The sequence below is a fragment of the Streptomyces sp. NPDC014907 genome (assembly GCF_055562975.1).
Map to the genome: position 1 here is coordinate 72165 of NZ_JBVHEG010000011.1, position 16526 is coordinate 88690.

14 protein-coding genes and 1 tRNA gene are annotated in these 16526 nt (G+C 73.6%); 9 read left to right on the plus strand and 6 right to left on the minus strand.

What is annotated here, in order from left to right; genetic code table 11:
- The 3 genes from cysS (at position 1) to ACZ3IL_RS24565 (ending at position 4140) form a co-directional block, all read left to right on the plus strand.
- Positions 1–1401, plus strand: coding sequence for a cysteine--tRNA ligase (gene cysS / locus ACZ3IL_RS24555; RefSeq protein WP_467393436.1), 1401 nt, complete (start codon positions 1–3; stop codon positions 1399–1401).
- A 76-nt stretch (positions 1402–1477) separates the two neighbouring features.
- Complete coding sequence (gene rlmB, locus ACZ3IL_RS24560) at positions 1478–2434, plus strand: 23S rRNA (guanosine(2251)-2'-O)-methyltransferase RlmB (protein WP_467393438.1); 957 nt, start codon at positions 1478–1480, stop codon at positions 2432–2434.
- A 107-nt stretch (positions 2435–2541) separates the two neighbouring features.
- On the plus strand, positions 2542–4140 hold the full coding sequence (locus tag ACZ3IL_RS24565) for a DoxX family membrane protein (protein WP_467393440.1): 1599 nt from the start codon (positions 2542–2544) through the stop codon (positions 4138–4140).
- Positions 4141–4216: 76 nt separating this feature from the next.
- Here ACZ3IL_RS24565 and ACZ3IL_RS24570 read toward each other — a convergent pair whose 3' ends face one another.
- From ACZ3IL_RS24570 to ACZ3IL_RS24580, 3 genes are all read right to left on the minus strand, one after another.
- Complete coding sequence (locus ACZ3IL_RS24570) at positions 4217–4933, minus strand: nucleotidyltransferase family protein (RefSeq protein ID WP_467393442.1); 717 nt, start codon at positions 4931–4933, stop codon at positions 4217–4219.
- Between the two features lie 225 nt (positions 4934–5158).
- On the minus strand, positions 5159–5569 hold the full coding sequence (locus tag ACZ3IL_RS24575; protein ID WP_467393444.1) for a hypothetical protein: 411 nt from the start codon (positions 5567–5569) through the stop codon (positions 5159–5161).
- Between the two features lie 215 nt (positions 5570–5784).
- A complete protein-coding gene (locus tag ACZ3IL_RS24580; protein ID WP_467393446.1) occupies positions 5785–6882 on the minus strand; it encodes an ABC transporter ATP-binding protein in 1098 nt (365 codons plus the stop codon).
- Between the two features lie 182 nt (positions 6883–7064).
- On the opposite strand from ACZ3IL_RS24580, the gene ACZ3IL_RS24585 reads away from it, so the two are divergent.
- Positions 7065–7138: transfer RNA gene (locus tag ACZ3IL_RS24585), tRNA-Thr, on the plus strand.
- Between the two features lie 433 nt (positions 7139–7571).
- Here the strand turns inward: ACZ3IL_RS24585 and ACZ3IL_RS24590 are convergent.
- Entirely contained in the window at positions 7572–7877 is a 306-nt protein-coding gene (locus ACZ3IL_RS24590; RefSeq protein ID WP_467393448.1) for a hypothetical protein, read from the minus strand.
- A 326-nt stretch (positions 7878–8203) separates the two neighbouring features.
- Here ACZ3IL_RS24590 and ACZ3IL_RS24595 point away from each other — a divergent pair, with 326 nt between their 5' ends.
- Together ACZ3IL_RS24595 and ACZ3IL_RS24600 are read left to right on the plus strand one after the other, a co-directional pair.
- The gene (locus ACZ3IL_RS24595) at positions 8204–8464 is read left to right on the plus strand and encodes a hypothetical protein (protein ID WP_467393450.1); all 261 of its coding nucleotides are present in this window, start codon (positions 8204–8206) and stop codon (positions 8462–8464) included.
- Between the two features lie 125 nt (positions 8465–8589).
- A complete protein-coding gene (locus ACZ3IL_RS24600) occupies positions 8590–9003 on the plus strand; it encodes an Imm10 family immunity protein (RefSeq protein WP_467393452.1) in 414 nt (137 codons plus the stop codon).
- A 104-nt stretch (positions 9004–9107) separates the two neighbouring features.
- Here the strand turns inward: ACZ3IL_RS24600 and ACZ3IL_RS24605 are convergent, their stop codons facing one another.
- On the minus strand, positions 9108–10619 hold the full coding sequence (locus tag ACZ3IL_RS24605) for a SulP family inorganic anion transporter (protein ID WP_467393454.1): 1512 nt from the start codon (positions 10617–10619) through the stop codon (positions 9108–9110).
- 491 nt (positions 10620–11110) lie between these two features.
- Between ACZ3IL_RS24605 and ACZ3IL_RS24610 the strand changes: the two genes are divergently transcribed.
- Together ACZ3IL_RS24610 and ACZ3IL_RS24615 are read left to right on the plus strand one after the other, a co-directional pair.
- Positions 11111–11563 (plus strand): MerR family transcriptional regulator, encoded by a 453-nt coding sequence (locus ACZ3IL_RS24610; protein WP_467393456.1) that lies wholly within the window; start codon positions 11111–11113, stop codon positions 11561–11563.
- Between the two features lie 186 nt (positions 11564–11749).
- Entirely contained in the window at positions 11750–13864 is a 2115-nt protein-coding gene (locus tag ACZ3IL_RS24615) for a restriction endonuclease (protein WP_467393458.1), read from the plus strand.
- 204 nt (positions 13865–14068) lie between these two features.
- Here the strand turns inward: ACZ3IL_RS24615 and ACZ3IL_RS24620 are convergent, their stop codons facing one another.
- Entirely contained in the window at positions 14069–15457 is a 1389-nt protein-coding gene (locus ACZ3IL_RS24620; RefSeq protein ID WP_467393460.1) for an NAD(P)/FAD-dependent oxidoreductase, read from the minus strand.
- Positions 15458–15580: 123 nt separating this feature from the next.
- Here ACZ3IL_RS24620 and ACZ3IL_RS24625 point away from each other — a divergent pair, with 123 nt between their 5' ends.
- Complete coding sequence (locus ACZ3IL_RS24625) at positions 15581–16471, plus strand: aminoglycoside phosphotransferase family protein (RefSeq protein ID WP_467393462.1); 891 nt, start codon at positions 15581–15583, stop codon at positions 16469–16471.
- The last annotated feature ends 55 nt before the right edge of the window (positions 16472–16526 follow it).

Below are 16526 nucleotides of genomic sequence, written 5' to 3' on the forward strand. Positions count from 1 at the left end.
GTGACCATTCGCCTGTACGACACCAGCGCCCGGCAGATCCGTGACTTCACCCCGCTCACGCCGGGCTGCGTCTCGATCTACCTGTGTGGTGCCACCGTCCAGGCGGCCCCGCACATCGGACACATCCGGTCGGGGCTGAACTTCGACATCATGCGCCGCTGGTTCGAGTACCGCGGCTACGACGTCACGTTCGTCCGCAACGTCACCGACATCGACGACAAGATCATCGCGAAGGCGGCCGAGCAGGGCCGCCCCTGGTGGTCCATCGGGTACGAGAACGAGCGCGCCTTCAACTCCGGTTACGACGCCCTCGGTTGCCTGCCGCCGACCTACGAGCCGCGCGCCACCGGGCACGTCCCCGAGATGATCGAGATGATGCGCGGCCTCATCGAGCGCGGCCACGCCTACGAGGCCGACGGCAGCGTCTACTTCGACGTGCGCTCCTTCCCGGACTACCTGGCGCTGTCCAACCAGGACATCGACGACCTGCGCCAGCCCGCCGAGGAGGGCATCACCGGCAAGCGCGACCCGCGCGACTTCGCCATGTGGAAGGCGACCAAGCCGGGCGAGCCCGACTGGGAGACGCCCTGGGGACGCGGCCGTCCCGGCTGGCACCTGGAGTGCTCGGCCATGGCCCACAAGTACCTGGGCCCCGCCTTCGACATCCACGGCGGCGGCCTCGACCTGGTCTTCCCGCACCACGAGAACGAGATCGCCCAGGCCAAGGCCTTCGGCGACGAGTTCGCGCGCTACTGGGTGCACAACGCCTGGGTCACCATGAGCGGCGAGAAGATGTCGAAGTCGCTCGGCAACAGCGTGCTCGTCTCCGAGATGGTGAAGCACTGGCGCCCCGTCGTCCTGCGCTACTACCTGGGCACCCCGCACTACCGCTCGATGATCGAGTACAGCGAGGAGGCCCTGCGCGAGGCCGAGTCGGCCTTCGCCCGCATCGAGGGCTTCGTCCAGCGCGCCACCGAGAAGGCAGGGGCGCCCGTCGCCCCCGCCGCCGAGGTGCCGCCGGCCTTCGCCGAGGCCATGGACGACGACCTGGGCGTCCCGCAGGCGCTCGCGATCATCCACACCACCGTCCGCCAGGGCAACAGCGCCCTCGCCGCGGACGACAAGGACGAGGCCGTCGCCCGCCTCGCCGAGGCCCGCGCCATGCTCGGCGTCCTCGGCCTGGACCCCCTCGACCCGCACTGGGCCGAGGAGTCCGGCGAGGGCGAGGAGCTCCACGGCGTCGTCGACACCCTCGTGCGGCTCGTGCTCCAGCAGCGCGAGTCGGCGCGCGAGCGGAAGGACTGGGCGGCCGCGGACGCGATCCGCGACCAGCTCGGCCGGTCCGGCCTCGCCGTCGAGGACAGCCCCGACGGCCCCCGCTGGACGCTGGGCAACCGTTAGAAGACGTGCCGCTCGGACCTCCGGGCGGCACACTTCAATGACAGACTTTGTACGTCAGCAGAGGAAACAGGTAGTCATGGCCGGGAACAGCCAGCGCAGGAACCGCCGCACGTCGAACAAGAAGGGTGCGACGGTCGGCAGCGGTGGCCAGCGGCGCAAGGGCCTCGAAGGCAAGGGCCCGACGCCCAGGGCCGAGAACCGCAAGGGCCACAAGGCGTACCGCGTCTCCAACGCGATGGCCCGGCAGGCGGCCAAGCGCAAGCCCGTCGCCCGCCGCGGCGGCAAGGGCCTGTCCGAGATGGTCGTCGGCCGCAACCCGGTCTTCGAGGCCCTGCGCGACGGCGTGCCCGCCACGACCCTCTACGTCCAGCAGTTCATCGACAACGACGAGCGCGTGCGCGAGGCCCTGAACCTCGCCACCGGCCGCGGCAACATCCACATCATGGAGGCGCCGCGCCCCGAGCTCGACCGGATGACGAACGGCCTCAACCACCAGGGCCTCGTCCTCCAGGTCCCGCCGTACGAGTACGCGCACCCCGAGGACCTGGCCGCGGCCGCCTTCGACGACCACGAGGACCCGCTGATCGTCGCCCTCGACGGCGTCACCGACCCGCGCAACCTCGGCGCCGTCGTCCGCTCCGTCTCCGCCTTCGGCGGCCACGGCGTCGTCGTCCCCGAGCGGCGCGCGGCGGGCATGACCGCCGGTGCCTGGAAGACCTCGGCCGGCACCGCCGCCCGCACCCCGGTCGCCCGCGCCACCAACCTGACGCGCTGCCTGGAGGCGTACCAGAAGGCGGGCCTCGCCGTCGTCGGCCTCGCCGCCGACGGCGACCACGAGGTCCACGAGCTGGAGGCGCTGTCCGGTCCGGTCGTCATCGTGGTCGGCTCCGAGGGCAAGGGCCTCTCCCGGCTCGTCGGCGAGACCTGCGACTTCCTCGTCCGCATCCCGATGCCGGGCGGCGCCGAGTCGCTCAACGCCGGTGTCGCCGCCGGTGTCGTGCTGTACGAGGCGGCCCGCCGCCGCATGGGCTGACACCGGCCGCACCCCCGCCGGGTCCCCGGCCGAGGCGTCGACCTTGACGGGTCTCGGACATTTGTGAGCCGTCAAGGCAGTGTCCTAAACCCGGATCACTCGGTTAGATGAGTGTGGACACCAGAACGCCCCGGCCGGGGTTCGACGATCAGACCGCGCTGAGCATGGTCAAGGTGGATTCCGATCCCGCCCAGGTGATCGTGAACCACGCCAGCTTCCGCGTGCGGCTCGCGCCGGCCCCGCGACCGAAGTTCGCGGCCGCCTCCCGCGCCGCGGCCCTGTCCGGCGCGGGAGGCCCGCGCCGGCGCCCCGTCGTGTGGACCGGAAAGTCCTCCCCGGGCGCGACCGGCCTCCTCCAGGCCGTGCGCGAGTCCTCCGTCGCCACCCTCGAACCGGTCGGCGGACCCGGCGCGCCCGCCGGGCACGGCGGGTTCGACACGGTCACCACCCAGGGCATCCCGCGCGTCGGCGACACCCTGCCCACCCCCGTGGTGCCCGCCGGGACCGCGCCGCTGCTGCCGCCGATGCGCCGCGCCGAGGGCGCCTACGACGAGCCGTACGAGCCGCGACCCGGGACCGGCCACGAGCCGCACGAGGACCCCGCGCCGCGCGGCCGGGCCGACCGGCGCAACGGCCAGGACTCCGTCCGGCACGCCTACTACCCCGGGCGCCGGATGAACCTCGGCGTCGTCCTCCTCCCGCTCCGCGTCTTCCTCGGCTTCATCTCCGTCTACGCGGGCATGGGCAAGCTCTGCGACCCCGTCTACTTCGACGGCGGCGAGCGCGGCTCCATGGTGAAGTGGCTCAACTCCCTCCACCCCTGGCCCCTCGCCGAACCCCTCCGCGACTTCGCCCTCCAGCACCCCGTCGGCGCCGGTCTCACCGTCGCCTTCCTCCAGGTCGTCGTCGGCGTCCTCACCGTCCTCGGCCTCTGGCAGCGGGTCGCCGCGGTCGGCGGGGCCCTGCTCTCCGCCGCCCTGCTCCTCACCGTCAGCTGGAGGAGCGTCCCGGCCTACGACTCCGCCGACATCATCTTCCTCGCCGCCTGGTCCCCGCTGATCATCGCCGGCGCCCCGGTCTACTCCGTCGACAGCCGCCTCGCCGGCGAGGCCTGGCGGACCCTCGGGCCCCGCGCCGACCTCCTCGACCTCCGCCGCCGCGTCCTGCGCCGGGGAACCCTCCTCGCCTCCGTCGTCGTCGGCCTCACCCTCCTCGTCGGCTCCGTCCTCGGCGGCGCGGTCCGCTCCACCGAGATGGTCACCGTCCCCGGGCCCGACAACGACCCGGTCAACCACCTCCCCGGCCGCCCGCTCCCCGAGGAGCCGCAGGACCGGGCCCCCTCCGCGTCCAGGACCGCGCCCGCCGCGCCCCGGCCGACGGCGACCACCCGGGCCCCGGAGAAGAGCGGGCGGACCCGGGAGGCGACGACCCGCCCGACGGAGCCGTCCCGCGAGTCCACCCGGACCCGGGAACAGCGTCCGACCGCCACGCAGGGCGCCGGCACCGGCACGAGCGACCGGGAACCCACGCGGACGAACCCGGAGCCCCCGCCGTCCACCAGCGACACCCCGTCCGGCTCCGGCACCACGTCGAGCGGCGGCGGCACCACCGGCTCGACCGGCACGACCGGCACCCCGTCGGAGAGCGGCCCGACGGGCGGCGGTGACGGCGGCGCCAGGAACCCGCTCGGCGGCCTGCTGGGCTGAGGCGGCACCCGTACGGACACGACGGAGGGGCGGCACCGCGCACGTGGTGCCGCCCCTCCGTCGTGTCCGTACGGGTTCAGGCCCGCTGGGCGGCCAGCTCCCGGGCGGCCTCGGTGAGGTCCTTGGCGGTGTCGATGGCCCGCCAGTACGCCCCCTGGGGGAGGGGGAAGCCGGCCAGGCGCCGTTCGCGGGCGAGGCGGGGGAAGGTGGTCCGCTCGTGGTCGCCGAGGGCGGGCAGCAGCTCGGTGAAGGCGGCGGAGAAGACGTAGACGCCGGCGTTGATGAGGAACGGCGACGGCGGCGCCTCGACGAAGTCGGTGATGTGCCCGAACGTGTCGGTCTCGACGGCGCCCCACGGGATGCGGGGGCGGGCCAGGGCGAGGGTGGCGAGGGCGTCGCGCTCGGCGTGGAAGGCGGCCATCTCGCGCAGCGAGAAACGGGTCCAGATGTCGCCGTTGGTGGCGTACCAGGGCCGGTCCGGGTGGGGCAGGTGCCCGGCGGCGTACTTCAGGCCGCCGCCGCGCCCCAGGGGTTCGGTCTCGACGACCGTCGTCACCTTGAGGGGCAGGTCGGCGTTCTCCAGCCACTCCTGCAGCACTTCGGCGAGGTGACCGCAGGAGACGACGGCGTCGGTCACGCCCTCGGAGGCCAGCCAGGACAGCTGATGGCCGATGATCGGGGTCCCGGTGCCCGGGATCTCGACCATCGGCTTGGGGCGGTCGTCGGTGTAGGGGCGCAGCCGCGAACCCTGGCCGCCCGCCAGGACCACGGCCTGCGTCGGAGAGATGTGCATACGGCGAACGATAGGCGCCCGGCGCGGAGGATCGGCACGGCCGTGCCCCGTAGGGCACGCGGCGGCCCCGTACGGGGAGCGCGGTGCCGTACGGAGGGCGCGGCCCCGCCGCGCGGGCGGACCGGTGCCGCGGACGGGCGCACCGTACGGGGGCGGGTTGGTGCCGCGGGCGGGCGACCCGTACGGGGGCGCGCCGGGGGTGGGGCGGCGGTGTGCCGTACGGGATCAGCTCGCGCGCATCACGCCGGCCGCGTACGAGGTGTCGCAGACCGGGCGGGAGAAGGACTGGGCGCGCGCGGGGCCGTAGTGCTCGACGGCGGCGCGGCCGAGGGCGCGGGCGATGGAGAAGCAGTGCCGGGCGAGGGAGGGCCGGTTCTCCACCTCGCGCTGGAGGTGGGTGAGGGCGGTGCCGGGGTCCTTCTCCCGGAGCTCCACGATGAGCCTGTCGCGCAGGACGTCCTGGGGGGCGCGGGACTCGGCCGGGACGGAGACGTCCTTGGAGGACGCCGTCAGCTGGGTCCCGGCGCCCTGGCCGGCCCACGGGACGGCGGACACGGCGAGCGTTCCCGAGAGCACCAGGACGACGGGGAGGACGAGGGCGAGGGAGCGGCCGATTCGGCGGGCGGTGTGCGTCACGCGGACGAGCGTAGCGGCCGGTAACGCCATGGCGACATTCAGTCACTCGCGCGGGGGACGGTTCGAGGGCGCTTTTCGAATCCGGTGTTGACGTCCGGGCGCGGTACGGGCCCTGAACGCCGGGGTTTTCCCCCGTAAACCACCGTGGGGGCGGGGATGGCGGAACGGCCCCGCGTCCGGGAGGGACGCGGGGCCGTTCCGGGACGTTGCCGGAGTCAGTTCTTGAGGCGCTCGCCCGTGGAGGACGAGAACACGTGCAGCTCGTCGGCGCGCGGGACGACGTGCAGCGTGGAGCCCTTGGCGGGGACGTCGCGGCCGCCGACGCGGACGACCAGGTCCTTGTCCTCGCCGCCGACGCGGGTGGAGCCGTAGACGAAGCCGTCCGAGCCCAGCTCCTCGACGACGTTGACGGTGACGGCGAGGCCGTCCTTGCCCGTCGGGCCCGAGACGTCGAAGTGCTCGGGGCGGACGCCGACGGTCACCGTGGTGTCGCCCTTGGCGGAGGCCGCGGCGATCGCCTCGCGGGAGACCGGGACGACGCTGTTGCCGAACTTCACGCCGCCGTCGGCGATCGGGACCTCGACGAGGTTCATGGCGGGGGAGCCGATGAAGCCGGCGACGAAGAGGTTGGCGGGCTTGTCGTACATGTTGCGCGGGGAGTCGACCTGCTGGAGCAGACCGTCCTTGAGGACGGCGACGCGGTCGCCCATGGTGAGCGCCTCGGTCTGGTCGTGGGTGACGTAGACCGTGGTGATGCCCAGGCGGCGCTGGAGGCTCGCGATCTGGGTACGGGTCGAGACGCGGAGCTTGGCGTCGAGGTTCGACAGCGGCTCGTCCATGAGGAAGACCTGCGGCTCGCGCACGATGGCGCGGCCCATGGCGACGCGCTGGCGCTGGCCGCCGGAGAGCGCCTTCGGCTTGCGGTCGAGGTACTCGGTGAGGTCGAGCATCTTCGCGGCCTCTTCGACCTTCGCCCGGATCTCGGCCTTGTTGACGCCGGCGATCTTGAGCGCGAAGCCCATGTTGTCGCCGACGGTCATGTGCGGGTAGAGCGCGTAGTTCTGGAACACCATGGCGATGTCCCGGTCCTTGGGCGGCAGGTGCGTGACGTCGCGGTCACCGATGCGGATGGCACCGGCGTTGACGTCCTCGAGGCCCGCGAGCATGCGGAGGGAGGTCGACTTGCCGCAGCCCGAGGGGCCGACGAGGACGAGGAACTCGCCGTCGGCGATCTGGATGTCGAGCTGGTCGACGGAGGGCTTGGTGGCGCCGGGGTAGATCCGGGTCGCCTTGTCGAACGTGACGGAAGCCATGGTGATGTGCCCCTTCACCGGCAGGAACGTGCCGGACGATCCGAGTAAAGGAAGGATTGAGGTCTAGTCCACCTGGATGAACCGCAAGTGACGCTACCCGGCGCGGGGGGATCTGTCAGCACCCTCCGGCCCATGAGATTCCCGGTCACCGCCGGACCGTCTTTGGATACACTGCACGGGCTGCCTCCTTAGCTCAGCTGGCCAGAGCACCGCTCTTGTAAAGCGGGGGTCGTCGGTTCGAACCCGACAGGGGGCTCGTGGCGCGAGGGCCGGTGCGGGGGCGTTTCCCCGGTGCCGGTCCTTTCGCGTGCGTGAGCACGTCCGTGCTGCCCGGGGGTGGCCGGGATGAGGGGGCGGATGTCCTGGCCGGGGAGCGGTCGGGAGTCGTTACGGGTTGCTTTCCTTCACCAAGGCCCGCGCACGGCATGGGGGCGCGCCGTCTTCGCGGCGCGGCCTGTCTCCTGTCTTCGTTCCGGTCGGCCGTGCCCGGCGGCTGCGGGAACGGAAGAGGAGACCGCCCTCTGTGGCCGGGGCGCTTTTGGACAGCCGCTCCGGGAAGATCCCCTGAGATCACGGCCCCAGCGTCTTGCTTCACCGGACAGGTCCACAGACTTCCCGACGTGCCGGAAGCTCACGGGGCCGTGATCAATCGCCCCGAAGCGGCACCAGCCCGAAGCCGCTCCGCCGGGCTACTCCTGAAGTGGGAGGTCCGGGTGGGCGAACACGAAGAGCATGTACGCGACGGCCGCTGCCGTACCCGCCGACGAGAGCGCCAGGCCGGTCAGGGGCCCCGCGCGGCTGACGCCCTGTCGTGAGGCAGCGCGGCATTCGACGGCACCCAGGACGAGACCCGTGAGGCCGAGTGGCAGGGCAAGAATCCAGACGAGCATCCAGAGCGGGCAGCAGAACCAGAACGCGACGGAAGCCGCACCGCAGACGACGGAACGGCTCATCTGCCCGGACGTACCGCCGGCCGGATCATCGGAGTGGGTCATGCTCTGATCGAAGCAGCAGGGGAAGGAGGCTCGGCAGTCGCCCCGACGACTGCTGTGTCCCCTTCCATGCCCGATCTGGCGGGCGTCACGGGGGACATTGGATTGTCATGCCGTCCGGGCAGGTGGATGGCTCCGGTTATTCGTCCGGCCGGGGGCCCTTCACCTGGCGGCGGGTGCGGGGTGTGGGCCCGCGACGATTCGCGTCACGACGGCCTTCGAGACCGTCGGCTTCCGGGGCTCGGGGCCCGGGGCCCGGGGCGAATCTCCGCCCCGCCGGACGTAGTTCTAGGCTTGGCCCCAAGGTGTGGCAGTACGGAGGGGGAGCCGTGTCGACGTCGTTCACGATCATGTTGCTGCCGGTGATGGTCATCGTCGTCGGGTTCTGTCTCACAGGCGTCGTCCTCGGCATCCATGCCCTGCTCCTCGGGCGCCTCCCAGGACGCCGGCTCGCGGGGCGGGTCCGTCAGCCCAGGCTCTGGGGAAGCGGTGCGGTGCTTGTCGGCTGTCTCGGGTTCGGCATTCCCAGCCTGTTCGTGGTCGGGCTCGGACTCGTCGCTCTGGGGCACACCGTCGAGGCCCCGCGCTGATCGGCTTCCCGCCCGTGCCCCGCCCGCACCCGAACGAGCGGGTAAGTACGGGGAACAGAAGGCACCGGCGGGGTGTGAGGTGCGCGGGCGCCCGGGTTGTCGGTCCTCGGTGCTAGAACATCCGGATGACGTACAGGTTCACGGCGTCGTTCGCGTGCGGGTTCGATGATCCCGACGTGGACGACTGTCTGATGGCAGGAGTGGCCGAGTCGGACGGCGAGGAGGGGTTCTCCCTGTTGTTCATGTGCGACTTCGAGGAGCCCGACGCGCAGGAAGTGGCCCTGGGCATGGACACGCACTGCCTTGTCACGCCCGATCAGGGCACCGCCTACGGCTGCGTGCGCGAGGTGCGGCTGGACGACGACGTACTGCGGGTGACCCTGGACCCCGAGTCGCTGGACGGCCTCGGACTGGCCGATCCCGTCGTCGAGGCGCTGCTTCGTGCCCCCGCGGAGGACCTGGCGCGCATGCGGGAAGTCCTTCCGCGCATCCTCCGGTACGGGCGTCCGGAAGCCCGTCCCGTATGGATCGGCGCCTGACGGAGCTTCTTTCCCCGGCCGGGGCACCTCTCCTTCCGCCGGGGCCGTCGCCCTCCCGCCGGAGCCGTTTTCCCCGCCCCCGCCCCCACCGTGGCCGCGTCCGTTCAGGCGCCGGAGGCGAGTTCGCCGCTGAGCCTGTCGTGCAGCCGGGAGCTGGGGTCGTTGAGGCCGGTGATCTCGACGGTCTTGCCGCGCCGGGCGTACTTGGTCTCGACGGCGTCGAGGGCGGCGACGGAGGAGGCGTCCCAGACATGGGCGGCGGACAGGTCGATGACGACCTTCGCCGGGTCTCCCGCGTAGTCGAACCGGCCGACGAGGTCGTTGGAGGAGGCGAAGAACAGTTCGCCGGTGACGCGGTAGACCACCGTTCCGCCGTCGGGGCCGGCCACCGCCGTGACCTCGGCGAGGTGGGCGACGCGCCGGGCGAAGACGACCATGGCGGCGACCGAGCCGACGACGACGCCGACGGCGAGGTTGTGGGTGGCGATCACGCAGGCGACGGTCACGAGCATGACGACGGTCTCGCCGAGGGGCATGCGCTTGAGCGTCTTGGGGGCGATGGAGTGCCAGTCGAAGGTCGCGAACGACACCATGACCATGACGGCGACGAGGGCGGCCATGGGGATGTCGGAGACGACCGGCCCGAAGACGATGCACAGCACCATCAGGAACGCGCCCGCGAGGAACGTGGACAGCCGGGTGCGGGCGCCGGAGACCTTCACGTTGATCATCGTCTGGCCGATCATGGCGCAGCCGCCCATGCCGCCGAAGAAGCCGGTGACGATGTTGGCGACGCCCTGGCCGATGGACTCGCGGGTCTTGTTCGAGGGGGAGTCGGTGATGTCGTCGACCAGCTTGGCGGTCATCAGCGACTCCATCAGGCCGACCAGCGCCATGGCGAACGCGTACGGGGCGACCGTCGTCAGGGTGTCCATGGTGAAGGGCACGTCCGGCAGGCCCGGCACCGGCAGCGAGGAGGGAAGCTCCCCCTTGTCGCCGACGGTCGGCACCGCGATGCCGGCCGCGACGGTGATCACGGTGAGGACGGCGATCGAGACGAGCGGGGCGGGGACGACGGTGGTGATCCTCGGGAAGAACACCATCAGGGCGAGCCCGGCGGCGATCAGCGGATACACCGGCCAGGGCACGTCCGTCATCTCGGGCACCTGCGTCATGAAGACCAGGATCGCGAGGGAGTTGACGAAGCCGACCATCACCGAGCGGGGGACGAACCGCATCAGCCCGGCCACTCCGAGGGCGCCCAGGACCACCTGGAAGACGCCGGCCAGGATCACGGCCGCGACCAGGTGGCCGAAGCCGTGTTCGCGGTTCAGGGGCGCGATGACCAGGGCGACGGCACCGGTGGCGGCGGAGATCATCGCCCTCCGGCCGCCGACGACGGAGATGACCACGGCCATGGTGAACGAGGCGAACAGGCCGATCGCCGGATCGACGCCGGCGATGACCGAGAAGGAGATCGCCTCGGGGATCAGCGCGAGGGCGACGACGAGACCGGCGAGGACCTCGGTGCGCCAGACCTTCGGGTCGTGGAGCCAGTCGGGCTTCAGGCCGCGCAGGCGCTCGGCCGGGGACGCGGCGGTGGCGGTGGAGGACAAAGGAGGGGGAACCTGTCGTGCTCGGGTACGCCGCCGTCCGGCGGTCCGGGGCGTACGTGAAGGGGCGGAGGCGCCGGACCGGCACCCCGCGGGCGGCTCCGGAACGACGGGGCCCCGAAGCGGGGAGGGGACCGGAGGGGCCCGCGCGACGGGGCAGCCGGGCTCAGGTCCGGTGGCGGAGGGGCGTCACGGCGGGCAGGCGGCGGCGCCGGGCGTCAGGGGCTCGCGCACGCTTCTCTCCTGCGGGCATCGGATCTTCGCCGGGGGCTCCGTCGGCCCCGGCATGACGACGGCGGGCGAGCGGAGCACCGCTCTCGCCGTCCGGCAACCCTACCCTAACGTTAGGGTAGGGTTCGGTGACGTCTCTCCGGGACCGGGACGGGACCAGAGCCGGGGCCGGAGTCGGGACCGGGACCAGAGCCGGAGTCGGGGCCAAGACCGGTGCCGGGACCCGGGCCGCCGGGGACGAGAAGGACCGGAGGGGCACGGGCGTGGACGGCGAGCACATGCGGATCGGCGAGGTCTCCGCGCGCACGGAACTGTCCCTGCGCACCATCCGCCACTACGAGGAGACCGGCCTCGTCGTCCCCTCCGCCCGCTCCCGGGGCGGTTTCCGCCTCTACACCGAGAACGACGTGCAGCGGCTCATGGTCGTCCGCCGCATGAAGCCCCTCGGCTTCACCCTGGACCAGATGCGCGACCTGCTCGACGCCACCGACCGCCTCGACGCGGAAGACCGCCCCGACGCCACCGACCGCCCCGACGCCACCGGCCGCCTCGGCGCGACCGAGCGCGAGGCCCTTCTGGCACGTGTCCGGGAGTACCAGCGGGCCGCGGCCGACCAGGTCGCCAGGCTCCGCGTGCAGCTCTCCCGGGCCGAGGACTTCGAGGCCACCCTCCGCGCCCGCCTGGACGGCGACGTCCCGGCCTCCCGCGTCCCCTGAACCCGGCGGAGGCTTCGGGTCGGACGTGCGGGGCCGCTCCGCGACCCGGGTTCCCGGGGCGTCGGGGCCTCGGGGCTCCCGTCCTCACTTGTGTGTTTTCTGTGTGCAAGCGGCCCGTCGTCCGGGACACTTGGAGGTCACGGGGGTGTACGGGTCGGGCGGGGTGTTCGTGGGAGGGGTACGCGCATGGGGCGGCGTTCCGGGGGGTTGATCGGGGTCTGGGCCGAGCAGCAGCGGGTGGCGCAGCGGCAGCGGGAGGGGCAGCAGGAGGCGGTGCTGCGGCAGCGGCGGGACGCCGAGCGGGTGGAGCGGGCGTACGAGCGGGACCTGTCCCGGATGCGGCGGGAGCAGCGGGCCGCGTACCGGCGGCACCGGGACGCCGACGCCCTGCGGAGGACGCGGGAGCTCGACGAGCGCGTCGCCGCGCTCGAAGGGCTGCTCGCGGCGGGGTGCCGGGCGCCGGCGTTCGGCGTGGAGTCGCTGCGGCGGGCCGAGGAGGTCGCGCCGTTCGCGCCCGGCCCCCTGGGGGAGCCCGTGGCCGTGCCCGACCAGCGGCACTACCAGGGGCGTGACGGCCGCGCGCGGTTCGAGCGGGACTGGTACGCCGCCCGGGCCGCCGAGGCGCGGCGGCTGGAGATGCTGGCCGCGTACCGGAGGCAGTACGACGAGTGGGCGGCCGCCCGGATCGCGGAGATCCGGGCGTACAACAGCGGGGTCGCCGGGATCGCCGCCGCCCTGTCGGCCGGCGAGCCCGGGACCGTCGTCGACTACTTCTCCGCCGTGCTCTTCGCCTCCACGGCCTGGCCCGACGGGTTCCCGCGCGAGGTGTCCGCCGCGTACGACCGGGCCGGGCGCGGGTTCGTCCTGGACTGGGACCTGCCCGGGTACGAGGTCGTGCCGGGGGCGAAGGGCGTCAAGTACCTGCCCGGCACCGACCAGGAGCGGGAGGTGCCCCGGCCCGTCACGCAGCGGCGGGCGCTGTACCGGGACGTGCTGGCCCAGAGCGTGCTGCTCGCCGTGCGGGAGCTGTTCGCCGCCGACCGCTTCGGGGCCCTGGAGACCGTCGCGCTCAACGGGTACGTGGGCGTGGTCGACCCGGCCACCGGCCTCGCCTCCCGGGTGTGCGTGGCCTCCGTGGTGGTGGGGCGGCGGGACTTCGAACGGCTCAACCTGGAGCTCGTCGTCCCCGTGGACTGCCTGACCGGGGGCCTCGCCGGGCGGCTCTCCGCCAGGCCGGACGAGCGGGCGGCCGTCGTTCCGTTCCGCACGCCCGACCAGGTCGGGTCCGACATCGTGGTGCAGGGGGACGGGGAGGAGCCCGATCTGCTCTCCATGGACCCGATCGCCTTCGAGGGGCTCGTCGCCGAACTCTTCCGGGCCCGTGGCCTCCAGGCCGTCACCACCCGGCGGTCCAACGACGGCGGGGTCGACGTCGAGGCCCTCGATCCCGACCCCATCAGCGGCGGTTCGATCGTCGTCCAGGTGAAGCGGTACCGGAACACCGTGCCGCCGTCCGCCGTGCGCGACCTCTACGGGACCGTGCAGGGCGCCGGCGCCAACAAGGGCGTCCTCGTCACCACGTCCCGGTTCGGCCCCGGCTCGTACACCTTCGCCAACGGCAAGCCGCTGACGCTGATCCCGGGGAACGAGCTGGTCGACCTGCTGCACCAGCACGGACTGCGGGGGCGGCTGGGGCCCGGCCCGGCGGAGACCGCCCCCGCCGCCGCCCCGGCCCCCGGCACCGCCTCCGCCCCGGAGGCCGTTCCCGCGTCCGGGCGGGCCGCGCCGGGGCGGGCCGATTCCGCCGACCCCTCCGACGACTTCAACCTCCTCGGCATGGTCTGGTCGGGCTCGGTCGCCCTCGACGTCTGCGCCCTGGTCTGCTCGGGCAACCGGGTCCTCGGCGACGAGTGGTTCGTCTTCTACAACAACCCCTCCACGCCGGACGGTTCGGTCGCCATGGTGCCCGCCGCCCCGGGCGACCGCGCCGCCGTCCGCGTCGGCTTCGACGCCCTCCCCGCGCGGGCCGACCGGCTGGTCCTCGTCGCGGCCGTCGACCCCGAGGTCAACCCGGACGCCGACCTCGGCGGGTTCACGGAGGCCGGCATCCGGCTCCGCGACGACTCCGGCACGGAACTCGACCGCCTGGAGGTCTCCGAGGGGCGGGCCGACGAGACCGCGCTCGTCCTCGGCTCGTTCCGGCGGCGGGCGGGTGGCGACTGGGACTTCGTGCTCGGGGGGAAGGGGTACGGGGGCGGGCTCGGAGAGCTGGTCGGGGACTTCGGCATCGAGGTGGAGTGAGACCGGGAACGGGGCCCGTTCGGTTTGGCGGGGTCCGTTCGGCCCGGTGGGGCCCGCCCGTCCCGGCGGCCCCCGTCCGTCCGGCGGCCCCCGTCCGTCCGGCGGGGCCCGCCCGTCCCGGCGGCCCCCGTCCGTCCTGGCGCCCGCCCCGGCGGCCCCGTCCGTCCCGGCGGTCCCGTCCGTCCTGGCGGCGCCCGCCCCGGGCTACCTTCCGCTCAGCCTGTTCGCCAGGTCCGCCACCCGGACCGTCCGGGCCGAGCGCCCCGCCGACTCCCGCCGGTCCGCGCCCCGGAAGGCCGCGTACAGGGTCTGGACGCCGAGCCAGCGCAGGGGTTCCGGTTCCCACTTGCGGACCTTGTGGTTGACCCAGGGGAGGGTCGTGAGGTCGGTCGGGCCCGACTGGCCCGAGTCCTCCCTGATCAGGTCGCGCAGGGTGCGGGCGGCGAGGTTGGCGGTGGCGACGCCCGACCCGACGTAGCCGCCCGCCCAGCCCAGGCCGGTGGAGCGGTCGAGGGTGACGGTGGCGCACCAGTCGCGGGGGACGCCGAGCACGCCCGACCAGGCGTGGTCCACCCGTACCCCCGCGAGCCCCGGGAAGAAGCGGACCAGGATCTCGCGCAGGTCCTCGACGGTCCGCGGCCGGGTGCGGCCGTCGTTGTCGGTCTTCGAGCCGAAGCGGTACGGGACGCCCCGGCCGCCGAGCGCGATGCGGCCGTCGGCGGTGCGCTGGGCGTACATGTAGGCGTGCGCCATGTCGCCCAGCGTCTCGCGGCCCTCCCAGCCGATGGACTCCCACTGCGCGTCGGTGAGGGGCTCGGTGACGATCATCGAGGAGTTCATGGGGAGCCACGTGCGGCGCAGGCCGGCGAGGGAGGCGGTGAAGCCCTCGGTGCAGCGCAGGACGTACGGGGCGCGGACGGTGCCGTACGGGGTGACCGCGTGCTTCGGCCTGATCTCCGTGACGGGGGTCGACTCGTGGATCGTGACGCCGAGCGCCTCGACCGCGGCCGCGAGGCCCTTGACCAGCTTCACCGGGTGGAGGCGGGCGCCGTGCGGGGTCCAGGTGGAGCCGACGGCGCCGGTGACGCGTATCCGCTCGGCGGTCTCGCGGGCCCCGTACAGCACCCGGTCGGTCTCGCCGAAGGCGGTCTCGGCGGCGTGGAACTCCCTGAGGCGGGTGAGCTGGGCGGGGGAGAGGGCGACTTCGAGGACGCCGCCCCGGTGGAGGTCGGCGTCGATCCCCTCCCGTTCGCAGACGTCGGCGACCTCGGTGACGGTGGCGTTCACGGCCCGCTGGAGGCGGACGGCGGCGTCGTGGCCGTGGAGCTTCGCGTAGCGGTCGCGTCCGGCGACGCCGTTGTAGAGCCAGCCGCCGTTGCGCCCGGAGGCGCCGTATCCGCAGAACTTCGCCTCCAGGACGGTGATGTCGAGGAAGGGCGCGGCCTTCTTCAGGTAGTAGGCGGTCCACAGGCCGGTGTAGCCGCCGCCCACGACGCAGACGTCGGCGGTGGTGTCGCCGGGGAGCGGTTCGCGGGGGGCGGAGGCGCCCTCCCGCGCGTACCAGAACGAGATGCCGCCGTTGACCGTGCTCATGTGTACCCCTGGATTCCGGATGCGTGGGCGGGACGTTACCCGGGCCCGCGCGACGGGAACACAGACGTTCCGGAGGGATTTCCGGGACGGGACCCGGCACGGTGTCCGGGGCCGGGGGGTGTGATGCGCGTACCGGAGGAGTTCGCGCGGTCGCAGGCGAGGCACAACGGTGCGGCGGGGCGGGCGTTCGTCGCCAGACTCCCTTCGCTCGCCGGGGAGTTCCCCGACCGGTGGGGGCTGCGGGTCACCGGGCCGCCGATGCACGGGGTGGCCTCGCTGGTCCTGCCGGTGGAGCGGTGCGGGGACGGGACGCGCGCCGCGCTGAAGACGCAGCTCCTCGACGAGGAGACCGGGGGTGAGGCGGCCGCGCTGCGCGCCTGGGACGGGGCCGGTGCCGTACGGCTCCTCGGCCACGACCCCGCGACCGGGACCATGCTCCTGGAACGCCTGGACGGGGGCCGGCCGTTGGCGTCCCTCGCGGACACCCGGGAGGTGACGGGGGTCGTGGCGGGTCTCCTCGCCCGGCTCGCGGCCGTCCCGGCGCCGCCCGGTCTCCGGACGCTCGGCGCCGTCGCGGTCGGGATGCTCGCCGGGGCGCCCGGGGCCGCCGCCCGGCTCGGCCCGGAGGACGCGGCGCTCCTGCGGGACTGCGCGGCGGCGGTACGGGAGGTGGCGGGCGAACCGGGCGACCGGCTGCTCCACTGGGACCTGCATCCGGGGAACGTCCTGGCGGCGGCGCGCGAGCCGTGGCTGGCGATCGACCCGAAGCCGCTCGCGGGCGACCCCGGCTTCGAACTCCTTCCGGCCCTCGTGGACCGGCTCGACCCCGATCCGGGCGAGGTGCTGTGGCGGTTCGACCTCCTCGCCGAGGCCGTCGGCGACCGGCGGCGCGCGGCGGCGTGGACGCTGGGCCGGGTGCTGCAGAACGGCCTGTGGGACGTCGGGGACGGTGAACCGTCCCTCGACGCCGGGCAGGCGGCGGTCGCGCGGGTCCTGCGGGAGCGGCGGGCCTGAGGGGGGCTCCGGAGGGGTCCGGTGGGCCGGGGGTGCTGGCGGCCCGTGCGTCCCG